Source organism: Kamptonema formosum PCC 10802, assembly GCF_000332335.1.
GTDB lineage: Bacteria > Cyanobacteriota > Cyanobacteriia > Cyanobacteriales > Oscillatoriaceae > Oscillatoria.
In genome coordinates, this window is the sequence record NZ_KB235949.1 from 468,646 (window position 1) to 485,733 (window position 17,088).

Sequence of the window (17,088 nt, forward strand, 5' to 3'; positions counted from 1 at the left end):
AAAATATCGAAAGTATGCAAAAAATAAGAAACCTATCTCAAACGGGTGCGGTGCGGCCAGCCAGTAGGGCCACCGTTGCCACTAGCTGAGCCGGCTCCACCGGCTTGGGCACGTGCATCTGGAAGCCGGCATCGATGGCCTGCCGGCGGTCTGACTCGCGGGCGTAGGCCGTTAGGGCCACAGCCGGCAGGAACCCACCTCGCTCGGCTTCCATCGCCCGCACCCGGCGAATCAGAGCGTAACCGTCCTCACCGGGCATGCCAATATCGCTGACCAGCACGTCCGCGCTGAACATTTCCAGGGCGCTTAGCGCCTCACCGGCACTGGCGGCAGCGCGGACATTGGCCCCGTATTGCTTGAGGACGACACTGAGCAAGTCGCAGGTGTCGGGCTCGTCATCAACCACCAGCACCCGCAAGCCGGTGAGGGGGTGAGCCGGCCCGCCGCAGGCCGGCTGAGAGCGGGATTTGCCGTCGCGCACGCCCTGCTGGGGTTTCTCGCTCCCTTCCAGGAGGGGCAGCCGCACCGTAAAAGTCGCCCCCCGCTCCGGACCGGCACTGTACGCCCCGACACTGCCGCCGTGGAGTTCCACCAAGTGACGGACGATCGCCAGACCCAGACCCAGACCGCTGTAAGACCGAGTAGTTGTGGCGTCCGCTTGGCGGAAGCGCTCAAAGACGAATGGCAGAAAATCGCTGCTAATCCCAATGCCGGTGTCGGTCACCTGCAGCAGGGCGCAGGGCGCAGCGCCGTGGCTGCTCGGCATTGAGGGTTGGGAGCAGGGCGCTGAGGATTCGTTGCCGGCATAGCCGGTGCCCGATTCCCCATGTCCGATTCCCCATTCCCGGTGCCCCACTCCCACCGAGAGCCTCACTTCCACTCGCCCTCCCGGCGGCGTGAACTTAACCGCATTAGAGAGCAAATTCCACACAACTTGCTGCAAGCGGTTGACATCTCCCAAAACCAGACCGCAGGTTGGCTCAAAAATTGCCAGCAGCTCTATCCCCCTAGCCGCAGCCGCAGGGCGCACCGTCTCCAGAGCCGCCTCAATCACAGGTGCCAGCTCAACTGGGCGCATATTCAGGTTGAGCTGCCCGCGAATAATCCGCGACACGTCCAGCAGGTCCTCAATCATCTGCGTCTGGGAGCGAGCGTTGCGCTCAATCGTCTCCAGGGCGCGAACCGTCTTTTCCTGATCCAGCTTCCGGCTCTTGAGCAGCTGCGCCCAGCCCAGCATGGCGTTGAGGGGAGTGCGGAGTTCGTGGGAGAGAGTGGCGAGAAACTCATCTTTCATGCGATTCGCTTCTTGAGCTTCCCGGTAAAGGCGGGCGTTGTCAATCGCCAAAGCGGCGCGGCGGCCCAAGTCTTCAGCCAGAGCCAGACTCCCGCTGTCATAGCGCCTTTTTTGCGCCGCACAGACAAAAGTCAGGGTGCCCAGCGTCCGCCCGCGAACCTGAAGGGGGACACAGATAGCAGACAGCGGGCCCAGCTCTCGCAGCAGCTGGCGGTGTTCAGCTGAGCCGGCAAAACTGACTAGCAGCTCCTCAGGAAGTTCCGGATAGAACTCCGACTGGCCGGTGCTTCTCACTTTTGGCGCACCGGCAGCCGGCTGCCGGTCACTCCTGAACCCCGCAGCGGGGGCGGTTTTGCAGAGCGTGCCGGTAATGCCGCCGGCGCTGCCGGCTGAACCTGCAGACTCCGACTCTAGCTTTAACGAGTCGGCGCACGCCACCGCCACCCGCTGCCACGCCCCACTGCCCTCGACGACATCGACGGCGCACCAGTCGGCGAGTTGGGGCACCGTCAGGTTCGCCAAGTTTTTCAGCGTCGTCTGGTAGTCGAGCGAAGCCGAAAGCAGCTCGCTGGCTTCCGCTAGGAACCGCAGCGCATCTTCGGCCTGCTTGCGCTCCGTCATGTCCGTGACTGTCCCCGACATGCGGAACGGCTCTCCCGAAGCGTCCCGGCGAGCGCGGGCGCGGGCGATACAGTAGCGATAGCCCCCGCAAGCGTGGCGCAGCCGCAGCTCCACGTTAAATTCAACGCCCCGCTCCAAGTGCGCTGTGACTGCCGAGATAAATTTTTGCCGGTCTTCTGGATGCGCCAGCTGGCAAAACGCCTCGTAAGTCAGCGCCGAGAACCCGGAGTCCAGCCCTGTAATCTCAAAAAACCGGTCATTGCAGTAAATTTCGTTGCGGGAAATATTCCAGTCCCATATCCCGTCGTTGGCTCCTTCCAGAACCAACCGGTAGCGCTCTTCGCTTTCGGTGCGCGCCAGGTTGGCGATTGCGGCTTGCATTTCCGCCCGGTAGAGGCGAATGGCGCTGTGGAGGCTTTTCGAGAGATTCTCTGGCGATACCTTCGCTTTGGAGAGATAGTCAGAAGCGCCCGCCTTCATCAGCTCGACGGCGATTTCCTCGTCTCCCTGACCGGTGAGCACCACCAGGGGAGTCCTGACGCCGGCCTTTTGCAGGGCTCGCACCACTGCCAGACCGTCTCCATCGGGCAGGTGATAGTCCAGCAACACGCAGTCAAAGTTCTGGTCTTTGAGAGTGGCCATCGCTTCCGCGCAGTCTTTGGCCTCGTGCAGTTCCATGCGCACGCCCGCCGCCTTTAGCGCTCGCCGCACCGCCAGACGGTCCACTTCATCATCATCAACCACCAGTATTTTCAGAATCTCTTCCATGCTTGCCCAGAACGCCCGACAATTGACTGCAAAGCTGCGAGAAAATCAGATCGGCCCCAGCCGCCACTCCCCTCCCGCCACACGCCGGCCCACTTTAAATTTTAGGCGGCAAAAGCTCTCCATCTGTCGGTTTCCCCACCACCCGCCCCCAAACATTTGTTCCCAACTGGCTTTCGTTTTTCCCACTCCTTGCCGGTCTGGCAAAATTGCGAAGTGCACAAACCCCAATCCTCGGAGCCGGACCCGCAAAGTCATATTGGTTAGGACATCAGTGAACTAGGGAAAAAAGGCGTAGGACAGGCGTCTCGCCTGTCCCCCTGTCCTAACCTAAGTGCATACTGCTGTAACTCCCTTTACGGCACAGCCCGCAGGGCGGGCGTCTTGCCAAAGAACCGACTCCTTGGCACTCTCAGCGGGGCCACGGAACAGCCGACCGGTCAGACTGGGACGCTGAAACCCCCTGTCAGCGGTTGCTTGCGTCACCAGGTTGGCGTCAAATGCCTGTTGCTGCCAAAACAAGTGCGGGCAGTCCTCTATCTGATCGAGGCGGCGCAGGAAAAAGCCTGTGACAATTGGTTGCTTGCCCTGGTGGAGTTGATTGAGACAGACACCAGCTCAGCGGTGCGTCATTTTGGCGCTTGCCCAGGCTCGTGGGCTTTAATTCTGATTCACGAGACTGGATTACCCGGATGGCAGCCTCGGTTGCTGCCCGCACGAACCAGAACATACCACAAAAAGTCTAACCCACAAACCTTTGATTATAATACCAATTTTTGCTCTGGTGTACTGCGGTCAATCGACCGGATGGCAAAACTTGCCGCTGAAAAAAAACACCACTCGCATAGGGCACCGGCACCGGCTGCCGGTGCCCCCCTTCCCGCGCCGGCGGCGCAACGGTGGCCCGCATGGCAATTTCAGTTCTCTTTTAAGATCGAGGGGAGTGGTGCCTGTTGAGCCGCGTTTAGCGGCACCGGCACCCAAACTGTGCTGTTGTTCATCTCTTACCCGCTCCATGTTACGCAAACTGATCGCCCTGTTAATGGTTGTGGCGCTCTCGTACACAACCGCTGCCTGCGGCGGGCCTTCCGCTGTCGGGTCTCCCAACTCCAGCGCCAGCACTCAGCGCGCTCAAACTCGGCTGGCCGATGGCCAGTATCCCGTGCAGCAGGCCACTTATAATGACGCCAATGGCGAATACAGCCTGTTTTTGCTCAACACCTCACCGCCGGTGTTTAACACGGCGGACTTGCAGATGGCTCGCCTGACCGACCAGGAAATTTCAGGGGGCCAAAAGAGTTATTTGAAGGTGGAGGGCGGGAAGGCATCCCTGCACCTGAGCGAAGATTTCAAGATCGAGTACGTCCACGCGGTGACGGAAACCCGCACCAACCCGCAAACGGGCCAGCCGCAAACGGTCGTTGTGCGCCAGGAATCGAGCTTTTGGACACCTTTTGCCGGCGCTCTAGCGGGACAGGCGATAGGCAGCATGCTGTTTACGCCCCGCTACTATGTGCCGCCGGTGTACCAGCCCGGAGTGCCGCTCACCGGCTATGGTGGGTATGGCAATACCTACAGCCAAGCGGTTCAGAGCTACCAAACCCGCTACCAAGCGCCGCCTGTGGCTGAGCGAAATCGCACCCAACTGCGCACGACGGGCCGGATCAGTTCGCCCCAGACGGGAGTCTCTCGCCCCTCTTCTGGGACTTCCTCCCGCGACAGAGCCACTGGCTCCGGTTTTGGCAGCAGTACCTTGAAACCCTCTGGCCAATCCCGCCCTGCCGGCGCTAAGCCCCGCTCCGGCAGTTTTGGCAGTGGGCGCTCCTCTCGCCCTTCTGGGTTTGGCAGCGGCGCTCGACGCCGGTAACTCTGAAAAGCCAAAAGGCGCACTCCGCTTTCTGGGTTTCCCCGTCCGAGCCACCGTTTGGGCGGGGGGCCGGTGTCAGCCGCACCTGCCACTGGCCGCACGCACTTTTCGCAACAAATGTTAATTAACCCTTCGGTTTTGTTGCCTGCCGGGAATGCGCTTACCATAAGGAAACCAGTGCAATTAATGCTAGTGACAATTCCCAAGGACTGCCAGCATAAATTGCGCAGCAGACTCTCAAGGCTGTAAGCTGAGCCTTCCAGTCGTTCTTGTAGAGACGCAACGCACCTGGAGACGCCATTTATCGCGCCCCGACAAGAGACAGTGAACTCAAAACTTTCCGGTCAGAAAATCTGCCTCTAAGAAAGGCTTGACAGAGCAGAATAGTTGATGTTACAATGGGGGGAAAACCCAAGGAAATATCCGCAGGTACAAGCGGGGGATAAAAAAGATTGCGAACAGGCAAGCGCAACTTCTGCTTGCACCGGCTTTTGGTGGGAGCTAGCCAACGATTCGCCAAAACATGACATCCTGTCTCTGTTCTTGGCGACCTTGGCGTCTTGGCGGTAAAAAAAATCCCTGGCGGGACGTCCAAAACGATACGGCTCGACAAAGGATTGAATCCTGCCTATAATATTTGAGGAGAAAGTAACAGCAGGTCGCGGGCGCAGTCGAAAAGCGGGTTTTAGCTCTGGAAATAGAGAGCGTTCCGCAGATGCGCGTTCAGATTTGACCGCACTCTTTCCGCAGACAGCTCAAGCGCGGTGCGCCGAAGGTACAGGAGCCACTGACTGCTGGGAACAATTGCAGTATTCCAAGCGCGACAAACTCGTGATAGAGGTAGAAGTCCATAACTCATTGCGCACTTTCTTGCGCTCAGCCGGCGAGCCAATGTGGCCACACCATTTGACGATGGCGCGGCTGGTGGCGAGGGCGTTGCGGCTGGAGCGCAGCGCCCTGATGCAGACCGGCGTTTCGCCAACAGCAGCCGGCGGGCGATACCGGCTGAGCTATTTGATGCCCCTGCTGATGTGGCCAAACCGGGCGGTGCTGGTGGCGGCTGAGGAGGTGCAGCAGCGCGTGCTCAATGTGGAAATTCCCCAGCTGCAGCAGTGGCTTGACAAGCCCAAGGCCATCCGCACCGGCTCGCGCTGGCCTTCGGAGGGGTTCCAGGGGCTGCTGCTGACGACCCCGGAAGCTTGGCTGAAAGACCGGCTCGAAGGTGGGGGCGGGTTTCCAGCTGGGGTGGTGACGGTGGTGGATGGCGCGGACGATCTGGAGGAGTGGGCGGAACGCCTGCTCAGTGCCGGCATTCACCCGGGGGACTGGAATGAGCTGATGCTGGCCCGCCCGGACCGGGCGGAGGCGATCAGGGACGCCCGCGTGCGCCTGACGCGGGCGGTGTTCCAGCATCCCGCCAATCCTTATGAGTGCTGTTTGATGGAGGCTGAGGAGCGAGAGATTTTGACCGGCCTTTTTCGGGCCCTGCAGCCGAGTTCATCAGCGCAGACAGAGGGTGGGCCGGAACTCCGCCCGGACAGCAGTTGGGGCCTGCCGGCTGCCTGGTGCGGCTTCTGGCAGCGCTGGCAAACCAATGGCCAGCTGCTGTGGGCGGAAATCGCTCGCCGCCAGGGGCTGTTTTCTCTGTTCTGCAGTCCGGTGGAGGTGGCTGAGGCGCTCAGCCCCGTGTGGCAACAGCAGCCGGTGGTGCTGATTGGCGCGGCAATGGATTTGGAGGTGGGGGCTCCGATTTACCGCCAGCGGCTGGGTCTCGGAGAGCTAACCTGCCTGAAGTTCTCGCCGGCGAGGCAAAATGAGTTAATTCAGCTGTATTTGCCCGACCGGCTGCCTTTGCCCAATACGCCGCAGTTTCAAGAGGCCCTGATGCGGGAGTTTCGGGCGCTGCTGGGTGCCGGCGATGCGGAAGCTGGACTGACGGTTCTGATTGTGGGGGATGTGCCGCTCAAGGCTCGCGCCGGTGCGGCTCTGGCGGCTGAGTTTGGCTCGCGGGTTCAGGTGGAGAGGACCTGTCTGGATGACCGGGGGATTTTGGTGACCGGCTGGGAGTTTTGGCTGGCGAATCAGGGGGTGCTGCCGGCACCGCACTTGCTGGCGATCGCCACGCTGCCGGTGCCCTCTCTGGAAAACCCTCTGGTTGCCGGTCGGGTGGCGCACTACAAGCAGCAGCGCCTGGACTGGTTTCGCCTGTACCTGCTGCCCAAGGCTTTGAGCACGCTGCAGCTGGCCATCAGGCCGGTGCGGGACTGCCAGGGCGTGGTAGCCCTCTTCGACAGCCGCGTCCTGCACCGCAGCTATGGCCATCAAGTCCTGGCCGCCCTCAGCCCCCTGGCCCGCACTGACTATCTCGATCCCAGCTGGTTTGCCCAACCCGACCGCTCATAGAGACTGGCAGGAAATCTGTTTGTATAATTGTTCTATACGTTGGCGGCAAACTCATGAAAATGGCTGCTGCCATTTATTTTTTTATGGAATTAATCTAACAGATGGGTGAGGGCGGATCGGAGTGGCCCTGAGGGAAAGCTGTAATTTTGTTAAGAAACTGAGCGATCGGAGAAAGGCAAGCGCTATCATCTATCTGACAGTAAACAGGCTCACTAAAGTTATGGGTGAATCCAAGCGCCGCAAAACTGCCCTCGGGGACAAATACGGCCAAGAACCAACTATCCTTCCCTGGCTGCCGGTCAGCAAAAGGCAAGCTGACGAGTTCATGAAATGGACGACTCGCGGAACCTGGATCGGCATTGGGGTGCTGATTGTAACGTGGGTAACAGTGGTCTTCATCGGTCCAGGGCTGGGCTGGTGGCACATGAACTAGAGCTGTCGGCCTGACACGCTAGCCAGCAGAAGACCTATATAAATTCTAAATACATCTGATAACAAAGTCTAAACAAATTAGGTCAGCTTGGGGAGTTCATTGCGGCCAGCGAGTGAGAGAGCTTGACTCAAGCCGATCCTAATTTTTTTATCGGTCAGAGCGGTCTGCTTCCAGAGATTTTATAGATGGAACTCTATCTGAGCGGCTGGAGTCGGGAGAACAGAGAGATTGAGCTGATAATTGTTATTCCTGATACTTTGACGTCAGGGACGGTCAGTTAAGCTGATGCAAGGATCAGCCAATCGTCAGACAGCCGGCAGGCTGTCAATCTACCTAGAGGAGGAACCTGTAGCTCAGCCACGCACATTAGAACTGCAGTATCCGGATAAATTTTCCGGTAGGGTGAGGGAGTTGAGGGAAGTAAACAGTCAAAAGTTACACCCGCCAGAGGCCAAAGTCGCAAGGGTTCCCTTTTGCCTTGCGCCAAACGCCCCGACTGCTCCAGGCTCCGAGGGATATGCTCTGGGAAAGTCCCGCACTCAGCTTTCAGGTTTCCGGGGGTCACGATCAGCGAGGAGGTTCCACGAGCCTGCTGAATTCTTAAGAAAATATAAAATGCACCTTAAAATCGTAGGTGTGGTGATAGGAGGACAACCGTGTTTCTCAGACTTGCAGAACAACACAGACAATTCGTCCAGGATTTAGTGATGAACCTTCAGGCCCTGGCCATCGTGCTGGAGCGGCGGGGCTATCTGGCATCGTGCTATACCTGCGGCGGTCAAATGAACAGTGCCTCTTTCATGGTGAGCCTCGCGGACAACCACCTGATCCGGTTTCTGGTGTCGGATTACGGCATAACCTGGACGGAGATGCGGGATGACCGGGAACTGATGAAGCTAGAAGGCGCTGAAGCGATCAGCCAGCTGCAGGAATTGGCCAATTTGGTGAAGTACCAGATCGCACCCGCTGAATGCTGCCCGCCCCTGGCTCAAAAGGTCTGAGGCGCGATTGCGATACGCTCTGCCCACCGGCGCTGCGCCGGGCTGGTGTCTTCTGTCTTAAGGGAGACGCCAGCCGGCTTGAGGTGGGCTGTGCGGTTCATTTCTATGCCGGAAGTGGTACTCTAGAAAATGGGGGCTTGAGCCGGCAATTGGAAGTGTCACCAGACTTTTGGGGCGACAGCTGCGCCCTCGCGCAGCAGCAACGCGCTCGCCATCCGCGCTGTCAAGCCTCTCGAGAGCGTACTTGACGAGATACTGCTCTGTGCGGTGGGCTCAGAGCGCAGGAGGTTGAGCGAGTGTTGATCAGTGCCCTGGAAGAAGCTGGATGGCAGCACCATTTTGTTGAGACAAACCGTATCCGCTTGCACTGCGTCACCCAAGGACAGGGTGAGCTGGTTATTTTGCTGCACGGATTTCCGGAGTTTTGGTATTCTTGGCGGTATCAAATCCCCGCTCTGGCGCGGCATTTCAAGGTTGTGGTGCCGGATCTGCGGGGTTACAATGATTCCGACAAGCCCGCCAGTGGCTATGATTTGGACACACTGAGTGCGGATATTCGGGGTCTGATTTCCGGTTTGGGATATGTGAGAGCCAACATTGTGGGTCACGACTGGGGGGGAGCGATTGCGTGGCACCTAGCCCAGAAATTCCCCGAATATTTGCACCGGCTGGCCATTTTAAATGGGCCGCACCCGCAGCGGTTTTTGCAAGAACTGACAAATAATGCCGACCAGTTGCGCCGCAGCTGGTATGTGTTGGCGTTTCAGATCCCGGGGATACCTGAGTGGCTGATTCAGCAGAATTTGAGAGAATTTGTTAAGAATTTGTTTCGGCAAACTGCGATTCGCCAAGGAGCTTTTACTGCTGAGGCGAATAAGATATACCAGCAGGCGCTGGAAAAGCCAGGGGTGCTGGCGGCGGCGCTGAATTACTACCGGCAGCTGCTGTCGCCGCAGAATTGGCTGTCGCATTTGGGGCGAGATCCTGTGCCGGTAACGGTGCCGACTTTGGTGCTGTGGGGGGAGGAAGATTTCTTGTGGAGTCAGAAACTCACGGAGGGGTTGGAAAAGTTGATTTCGGCTCCTTTTAAATTGAAGTTTATACCTCAGTGCGGGCACTGGATTCAGCAGGAAGCTCCTGATACGGTGAATCGGGAATTGTTGAGTTTTCTGCGGCAATCTTGAGGTGCCGGTGGGTGCGGGCGAGTTGCCGGTGCCTGAGTTAGCGAATATGTAGAAACCGGGTTTCGCAGGAGTTACCCGGTTTCTGATTATTGTGCGGGGGAGATGCTAGTGCCGGTAAATCTCCCGGTTGGTCGGTCAAAATTGTCGGAGAAACCCGATTTCTTGGACGAGGGGCGAGCGCTTCAAATCAAAAACCCGGTGTTTATATAACTGCCAAATAGCTTATTATAGATTTACAGTTGACTTAGCGTCGATATAAACTCTATGCAATTTGAATGGGACAAAGCGAAGAGAGAGGAAAACATTATCAAACATCGGATTGACTTCGCAGATGTTCCTCAGATGTTTGATGGCCCCATGCTAAGTGAGCTTGATAAGCGTACTGACTATGGGGAGGAGCGCTGGCTGGGTATCGGCTTTTTGCGAAATACTGTAGCGGTTATTGTTTGGACAGAAAGACAATATGATATAATTAGAATTATATCAGCACGAAGGGCTAACCGATATGAGCGCCAACGATTTGAACAATACCTCTCGGACTGATTGGGCTGCACTAGAGGCGATGAATGATGAGGAAATCGATTACTCTGATATTCCCCCTCTGACGGAAGAGTTTTTTGAGAATGCTACTCTGAGAATACCAGCAGCCCAAGCTAGTAACTTGATTCAGCTAGATGCTGATGTGATGGCATGGTTTCGAGAGCAAGGTGCGGAGTATAGAAGCGCGATTAATTTGGTGTTGCGGCGTTATATAGAGAGTAGGAGATAGCTGGGGAACAGAAACCGGGAAGTTTCAGAAACCGGGTTTCTTAGAGAAAGCCGGTTTCTTTGCAGTCGTGTGGGGGGTGAGAAACCGGGTTTATTACCCAAATCTCGGTTAGGATGCAAAGGGATATCCCTCTAGGGTGCTTTCCGGAGAAACGCACTCTACGAATTCCTGATGGCTCTCAGCCCCTTTCGTTAATTGTGACATAACTATAATTCAAGAATATGTTACAATTTTTGAAAGCCCTCACCGGCAGGGGTGGGGTACGCCGCCGCACCGGCAGCAAGAGGCGGTCGCTTTGGCTGCTGGCTGCTCTGTCCCTGACACCGGCACTGCTGGGGACTCCCGCCACAGCGCAAAGCAGATTTACCGATATGCGAGGGCACTGGGCGCAACCTTGTATTGAACAGCTCACCAGTCAACAGGTACTCGCCGGCTACCCGGATGGCCGGTTTCGCCCCAATTCGCCGGTGAAAAGAGCGGAATTTGCGGCGATGATTCGGAAAGCTTTCCCCTTTGCCACGACGGTGCGCCCAGCAATTTTCTTTCGCGATGTCTCTCAGAGAAACTGGGCTTTCTCTGCGATCCGGCAAGCCTATCAAACCGGCTTCCTTTCTGGCTATCCGGGGCAGGTGTTCCAGCCCAATCAAAACATTTCCCGCGTGCAAGTTTTGGTGGCTTTGACGAGTGGGATGAATTACGGTTCGGGAGGGTTTTCCTCTCTCGATTTAATGACACTCTTTAACGATGCGGCGCAGATTCCGGACTATGCTGTGAGTGCGGTGGCGGCTGCTGCGGAAAACCGGCTCGTCGTCAATTACCCCAATGTGGAGTTGCTCAGACCAAATCAGCAAGCTACGCGAGCTGAGGTGGCAACTTTTTTGTGTCAAGCTTTGCTGGGAGACAGTTCGCCGGTGCCGGCGGAGTATGTCGCGCAGTCGCAGGAAGAAGTGCCGGTGAACTCGTGGGAGAATTCCCAGTTGCTGCGCACGCTGCGGGTAGATCGCGAGCTTTATAATAGCGGTAACACTACAATTCAGGCTGTGGCAATTAGCCCCGACGGCACAACGCTGGCGATTAGCAGCCACAATTACGAGCGTGCGGCGGGCGAGGGAAAAACTCACCTGACGCTGTGGAATTTGCAAACTGGAAAAATGCGGCGAACTCTGTTGCGGGGAACGGCTGCTGAGTCTTTTGGGGCGTCGGATCAAGAGCCACAAAACAGCCTCACCGGCACTTTCGCTCGCGCCATTGCCTTCAGTCCCGACGGTCAGATGGTTGCTGCCGGTTTGTCGGACAAAACTGTTAAAGTTTGGGAGGTGGAAACCGGCACGGAAATCTACACCTTCACTGGGCACCTCTACGGCGTTCACGCTGTTGCCTTCAGTCCGGATGGGCAAACTTTGGCGAGCGGAAGTTCCGACAGCACTGTTAAGGTGTGGGATCTGTATTCCGGTCGTCTCATCCGCACGCTTACGGGGCATTCAGGGAGAGTTACAGCTTTGGCTTTCAGTCCGGACAGCACTACTTTAGCTAGCGGTTCTTCGGATAAGACGATTAACCTGTGGGATTTTGGAAATGGCAGGTTAATTCGCCGGCTGAATAATGGTGGGGGCGTGGGTACTCTTACTTTTGCTGCCAATGGGCAACGGCTTGCTAGCACCTGCGATTATACCTGCTTTACGCAGTCATCTAATTCGGGGAATATCCAGGGAGTTAAACTGTGGGATTGGCGAACCGGCAGAGCGATTTCCCTGAATGCCGGTGCTGCTTATCAGCGTGCTTGGGTGACATCTATAAGCTCTGATTTGCAGACTGTTGCCGGCTATGTTTATATTCAGCCACCGGGAGGTACGGGGAGGAATCAAGTCGTGCTCTGGGATATGTCAACGGGACGAACCCTTCGCACTCTTGAGCCGGCGGCGTGGCCTATTACTTTCAGCCCTGATGGCCAGCTGTTTGTCAGCACTGTGACCGGCAGTGGCGTGCAGGTTTGGCGGTAATATTAATTTGGGATTTTTTCCCCTCGTTACCCTCGTTCCCAGGCTCTGCCTGGGAACGCCGCTTTGGAGGCTCTGCCTCCTTAAGTAGCAACTTGAGTTATATTTAATCCTGTCCACCTAGATACTTCTAAGTTGCGATAACATGTTCTACCCGCGCAAATGGCAGCTAGGATTTGCTTTCTTGGCTGCCTTGACTGTAACAATTGTTTTGCTTCTATCTCCCGCCTTCGCGGAGAGGAAATTCCCGTCTGGAGCGCCGGTGCTGTCACAGGTGCCTGCCATTCAGTCAAAAGAGATCCGGGGGGTTTGGCTGACTAATATTGACAGTGACGCGCTGTTTTCCAGCCGGGGCGTCGCCCGGTCAATTCAGCGGCTGTCTCAGATGAATTTTAACACGGTCTATCCCACAATTTGGAATTGGGGGTATACACTTTATCCTAGCAAAGTTGCGGAACGAGTTACCGGGCGTGCGGTGCGTCTCGTAACGCCGGCAGACAGCTCTCTCGACCCAGATTTAGGGGTGCGCGGGCGAGATATGCTGAAAGAAGTGATTGAGCAGGGGCACAAACGAGGGATGGCTGTTATTCCTTGGTTTGAGTTTGGGTTTATGGCACCGGCAGATTCGGAATTAGCGCTGCGCCACCCGGATTGGCTGACGAGCCGGCGCGACGGTTCCAAGATTTGGAAGGAAGGCTCTGACGAGCGAGTGTGGCTGAATCCTTTTCACCCAGAAGTGCAGCAGTTTGTGCTAGATTTAATTATGGAGGTTGTCAGCAAGTATGATGTGGATGGAATTCAGTTTGATGACCATTTCGCGCTGCCGGTGGAATTCGGCTATGACAAGCTGACGGTTGGGATGTACCAGGAGGAAATTAAGCAGCCTCCGTCGGATAACTTCCAAGAAACGTTCTGGGTGCGCTGGCGAGCGGACAAGCTGAATGAGTTCATGGAGCGGGTTTTTCGGGCGGTGAAGGCGCAAAAGCCTAACTGCATTATTTCTGTGTCTCCGAACCCGCTGCATTTCTCGCTACCGGCTCATTTGCAGGACTGGTTTACCTGGGAGAGACGGGGTTTTGCGGAAGAGATTGTTTTGCAGGTGTATCGCAATGATTTGAAGCGGTTTAGTAAGGAATTGGAGCGTGCGGAAGTGGATCTGGCGAAGAGTCACATCCCTGTGGGTATTGGGATTTTGACGGGGTTGAAGGGTCGGTCTATACCTCTATCACAGATTGAGGAGCAAGTCAAGGCTGTTCGGGAGCGGGGGTTGGCTGGGGTGTCGTTCTTTTTCTACGAAAGTTTGTCGAGTTGGGCGACGGAGACGCCGGCGGATCGGGAGGCTGCGTTTAAGGGAATGTTTTCGGTGCCGGTGGGACGACCTAATGTTTTGCAGGGGTGGAAACCGGCAAATAGTTAAAGAGTATCAGGTAGGGGCATCGCGCTAAAGCTAAGATCCCCGGCGATTGGAAATCGCGGCTACACAAACTTGCGTCCGCCTTCGCGGACTTTTTAGAGCATTTGTAGGGTGCGTTAGCGAAGCGTAACCCACCCTTTTTAGAATGCGAGGGCATCGCGCTAAAGCTCCCGGGCGATTGGAAAGATGGTGTTGGAGAATTGATAGGGGGTTTTACCCCACCCCCAACCCCTCCCCGTTCACGGGGAGGGGAGCTTTCTGGCAGGCAAAGTCCCCCCTTTCCTTGTCTTTCCTGGAAAAAAAAACCGCGCAGATTGTGAGAGTCTCCCTCTATTCTTTAGCCCGCGAAGGCGGGCTTCGTCAACTTTCGTCCGCCTTCGCGGACTTTTTAGAGCATTTGTAGCGTTAGCGAAGCTAACCCACCCTACTTTTCTAAGATTCCCGGCGATTGGAAATCGCGGCTACACAAACTTTCGTCCGCCTTCGCGGACTTTTTAGAGCATTTGTAGCGTTAGCGAAGCTAACGCACCCTACTTTTCGTAGATTTCTAGGGGTAAGCCGTCTGGATCTTTAAAGAAGGTGAAGCGTTTGCCGGTGAGTTCGTCGATTCTGATATCTTCCACCGGCACGCCTTTGGATTGCAAGTCGGCGACAGCTTCGTCGATGTCCTCGACTTCAAAGGCTAAATGCCTCAATCCGCACGCTTCCGGGCGATTAGGTCTTTCAGGGGGGTTGGGAAAGGAAAACAGCTCAATTTGGTCGCCGGTGCCGGCTCGCAAATCCAGTTTGTAGGAGTTTCTCGCTTCCCGAAAGGTTTCCTCGATGATGGAAAAGCCCAAGATGTCTGTATAGAATTTCTTGGATTTTTCGTAATCGGAGCAGATGATGGCTACATGATGGATGCCGGTTGTTTTCATAGGGGACAGGACAGGCTACAGCTATTATTATAAACGATGATAGCAGTTAGGGAATTAGCGTGTGGTGGGGGCGGGTTTATGAAGATTCTGCGCTGTGTCCGAAAGATTTCGGGTGAACCCGCCCCTACAAGAGGGTGGGGCGGGGTTGCACCGTTTACCTTTAATTAGGAGCACCGGCAAATTCCACCCTAAAGGGAGTGGTGTCTCCCTGACAAACCCAAGCGCCCCAGTAATATGGGTGTGATAAAGGGGTATCATCCTCTTGACAACACGGGCTGTTTTCTGCTAATAATTCATCCAGGACTTCCATGCCAAGGGGAAACTGCCGCAATTCTCCCACGGTAATGGTGCGAAGGTAATTCTGGGCATCGTGTAAGGCATCCGCACGCCCCAAACCGCGCTGCAAGTTGTCAAAGAAGCGCTGCATTAAGAGGGCAGTTGGCTTGTCGGGAACCGGCCACAAACTCATCACCAGGGTTTTGGCACCGGCAATCGCAAAGGCGCGGCGCAATCCAAACACGCCCTCGCCTATTTTAACATCTCCTATGGCGGTATTGCAAGCGGATAAAACCGTGAGTTCGTTGGCCCACAAGTCCAGTGCTGCCACGTCTTGCGCGAACAGCAATCCTTTCCCGGCATCTGGGGGGAGATCCCCACCGGCTATCCAGGTATTCGCTCCCGCAAGGGCGATTCCAGAGCGCATCATCGGGTTGTTTGCTTTGGGGGCGGAAAGGCGATTGAAGATATCTCTCTCCCTTGAAAAGGAGGTAGTTAATAGCCCCCCCTTTTTAAGGGGGGGTTGGGGGGGATCTTGCGAGTCAGGCAAGAAAACGCCGTGAGTGGCGAGCAGCAAAATGTGCGGACACTGGCTGGTTGTCAGGTGGGTTTCTAGGGCGTGTTTATCGAGATAGGGCTGTTGGTTCAGCTTTTTGGCAACGCTTTCTCCCAGATAGCGCGTACCGGGGGCGCGTTCAAAGGCTTTGCCATCAAGGGTGCTGAGAATTTGATCCCGGTTTGTAGTAAGCGCTTTAGCGCTTGGAGGACTAAAGTCCTGACTGCGAACAGCTAAATCAAAATCGGGATCTGCCATAATGAGAGGGACAGAAGCGGGGCGGTTTGGCTGAACTGTGGAGCGCAGAATATCGCGCCCGACGCTGAGGTAACTGATGCTGTATTCGTCCCTCAGCAGGGTTTCTCCCGCGTCGTCGTTGGGGAGGATTTGAAAGGGCAATAGGTTCAAGTCGCCATCGGGAGAGACGATCAGGGCTTTGCAGCCGGTGAGTGCGGGGCGGATGCGGTCGAAAATGGCTTGGCGCAGGGGGATAAAGCCGGCGGGATTGTATTGCGGGAAGGCGGGGGCGGGTTCGGGGTTGGTGTCCCACATCTCCAGCCGGCTTCCGAGATTGTCGCCGCCGAGAGACGCTGACGCGCGAAACACCTTAATCAGCCGGTCGATGGGTTCGGCTTCGCCTAAGTCTATCATTTGCACGGCGTCGGGCTGTTGGGAAGGCAAGACAAACGCTACATAGCGAGCCGGTTGCATTTGCTTGGCGATGAAATCATATACATTAAAGCAGACAAATTCCAGCAGGGTGCTGCCTTCAGGCAATTCCAGCGCCACGGCGCGGCGATCCGTTGGTTGCTCTTGCAGTTGGATTTCGGGAACTTGGGAGGCGAGCAGCTTTTCCAAATTGTCAGACTCTTTTTGCAACTCGGCGAGCCGCTGCCGGTGGGCGGCTTCTTGGGCTTTCAACTGTTCCAAAGTCAGGCTGGGATCGGGGAGGGGGGAAGGATAGGTGAGCTGAACAATCTCCGTATTTAAAGAGCGCCATTTCTGGAATTCTTCCGCTATGTGGGGGTAGCGCCCGCTGTAAAGTGCCTCGGAGAGCGCCGCCCAAGCGGAGGCGGTGAGGACTTTGCGTTTGAACACTGCATCTAGGGCAGTTTGCACTGCTTCGGGTGAGTTGCGCAGGTATTTCCAGACGAGGGAGAGCAACACCCAATAATTACCTTTGATGGTTTCGAGATAAGCAAGCCGGTCGCTTTCCGAACTGAAGGAAAACACGCGGCGAATCATCTTATCTTCGACTTCAGCGGCTTGTTTCATTCGTGCCAGCGCCTCAACGGGGCGATTTGTCGCCGCCAGTAATCCTGCCAAATTGTTGAGGCTAGTGACTACAGCGGGGTGGTCGCCTTGAAACAGGCGCTTATACATCGCCAAAGCTTCCTCTAACAGCGGTTCCGCTTTCTCGTAGCGATCCTGGGAATAGTAGAGCAATGCCAAATTGTTGAGGCTGAGGGCTACATTGGGGTGGTCGCTTTTAAATAGGCGCTTATACATCGCCAAAGCTTCCTCATACAGCGGTTCCGCTTTCTCGTAGCGCCCCTGGGAACCGTAGAGTGCTGCCAAATTGTTAAGGCTG

15 protein-coding genes are annotated in these 17,088 nt (G+C 56.1%); 11 read left to right on the top strand and 4 right to left on the bottom strand.

Annotated elements, in window-relative coordinates:
- Nucleotides 1–37 precede the first annotated feature (37 nt).
- Together OSC10802_RS42900 and OSC10802_RS0132515 are read right to left on the bottom strand one after the other, a co-directional pair.
- Entirely contained in the window at nt 38–2,683 is a 2,646-nt protein-coding gene (locus OSC10802_RS42900) for a response regulator (RefSeq protein WP_017720945.1), read from the bottom strand.
- A 45-nt stretch (nt 2,684–2,728) separates the two neighbouring features.
- Nucleotides 2,729–2,938: a hypothetical protein gene (locus OSC10802_RS0132515; RefSeq protein ID WP_017720946.1), complete on the bottom strand. Its 210-nt coding sequence runs from the start codon at nt 2,936–2,938 to the stop codon at nt 2,729–2,731.
- Nucleotides 2,939–3,064: 126 nt separating this feature from the next.
- On the opposite strand from OSC10802_RS0132515, the gene OSC10802_RS0132520 reads away from it, so the two are divergent.
- The 11 genes from OSC10802_RS0132520 (at nt 3,065) to OSC10802_RS0132565 (ending at nt 13,751) form a co-directional block, all read left to right on the top strand.
- The gene (locus tag OSC10802_RS0132520) at nt 3,065–3,637 is read left to right on the top strand and encodes a hypothetical protein (protein ID WP_155969001.1); all 573 of its coding nucleotides are present in this window, start codon (nt 3,065–3,067) and stop codon (nt 3,635–3,637) included.
- Nucleotides 3,638–3,695: 58 nt separating this feature from the next.
- Nucleotides 3,696–4,547: a hypothetical protein gene (locus OSC10802_RS0132525; RefSeq protein ID WP_017720948.1), complete on the top strand. Its 852-nt coding sequence runs from the start codon at nt 3,696–3,698 to the stop codon at nt 4,545–4,547.
- A 390-nt stretch (nt 4,548–4,937) separates the two neighbouring features.
- Entirely contained in the window at nt 4,938–5,117 is a 180-nt protein-coding gene (locus OSC10802_RS51815) for a hypothetical protein (RefSeq protein ID WP_155969003.1), read from the top strand.
- A 261-nt stretch (nt 5,118–5,378) separates the two neighbouring features.
- Entirely contained in the window at nt 5,379–6,950 is a 1,572-nt protein-coding gene (locus OSC10802_RS0132530) for an ATP-dependent DNA helicase (protein WP_026099011.1), read from the top strand.
- Nucleotides 6,951–7,170: 220 nt separating this feature from the next.
- Complete coding sequence (locus tag OSC10802_RS0132535; RefSeq protein ID WP_017720950.1) at nt 7,171–7,383, top strand: DUF2839 domain-containing protein; 213 nt, start codon at nt 7,171–7,173, stop codon at nt 7,381–7,383.
- Between the two features lie 656 nt (nt 7,384–8,039).
- The gene (locus OSC10802_RS0132540; RefSeq protein WP_026099012.1) at nt 8,040–8,384 is read left to right on the top strand and encodes a DUF1815 family protein; all 345 of its coding nucleotides are present in this window, start codon (nt 8,040–8,042) and stop codon (nt 8,382–8,384) included.
- A 296-nt stretch (nt 8,385–8,680) separates the two neighbouring features.
- A complete protein-coding gene (locus tag OSC10802_RS0132545) occupies nt 8,681–9,568 on the top strand; it encodes an alpha/beta fold hydrolase (RefSeq protein WP_017720952.1) in 888 nt (295 codons plus the stop codon).
- Between the two features lie 264 nt (nt 9,569–9,832).
- Entirely contained in the window at nt 9,833–10,111 is a 279-nt protein-coding gene (locus OSC10802_RS0132550; RefSeq protein ID WP_017720953.1) for a BrnT family toxin, read from the top strand.
- Nucleotides 10,074–10,337, top strand: coding sequence for a BrnA antitoxin family protein (locus OSC10802_RS42905; RefSeq protein ID WP_026099014.1), 264 nt, complete (start codon nt 10,074–10,076; stop codon nt 10,335–10,337). The genes OSC10802_RS0132550 and OSC10802_RS42905 overlap by 38 nt, the downstream gene beginning before the upstream one ends.
- A 221-nt stretch (nt 10,338–10,558) precedes the next feature.
- Nucleotides 10,559–12,337, top strand: coding sequence for an S-layer homology domain-containing protein (locus OSC10802_RS45100; RefSeq protein WP_017720955.1), 1,779 nt, complete (start codon nt 10,559–10,561; stop codon nt 12,335–12,337).
- A gap of 142 nt (nt 12,338–12,479) precedes the next feature.
- Nucleotides 12,480–13,751 (top strand): glycoside hydrolase family 10-like protein, encoded by a 1,272-nt coding sequence (locus OSC10802_RS0132565; RefSeq protein WP_017720956.1) that lies wholly within the window; start codon nt 12,480–12,482, stop codon nt 13,749–13,751.
- Between the two features lie 527 nt (nt 13,752–14,278).
- Here the strand turns inward: OSC10802_RS0132565 and gloA2 are convergent.
- The gene (gene gloA2, locus OSC10802_RS0132570; protein ID WP_017720957.1) at nt 14,279–14,665 is read right to left on the bottom strand and encodes an SMU1112c/YaeR family gloxylase I-like metalloprotein; all 387 of its coding nucleotides are present in this window, start codon (nt 14,663–14,665) and stop codon (nt 14,279–14,281) included.
- A 160-nt stretch (nt 14,666–14,825) separates the two neighbouring features.
- Nucleotides 14,826–17,088: CHAT domain-containing protein (locus tag OSC10802_RS42915; RefSeq protein ID WP_044172143.1), on the bottom strand; the 2,263-nt coding region annotated here is incomplete at its 5' end.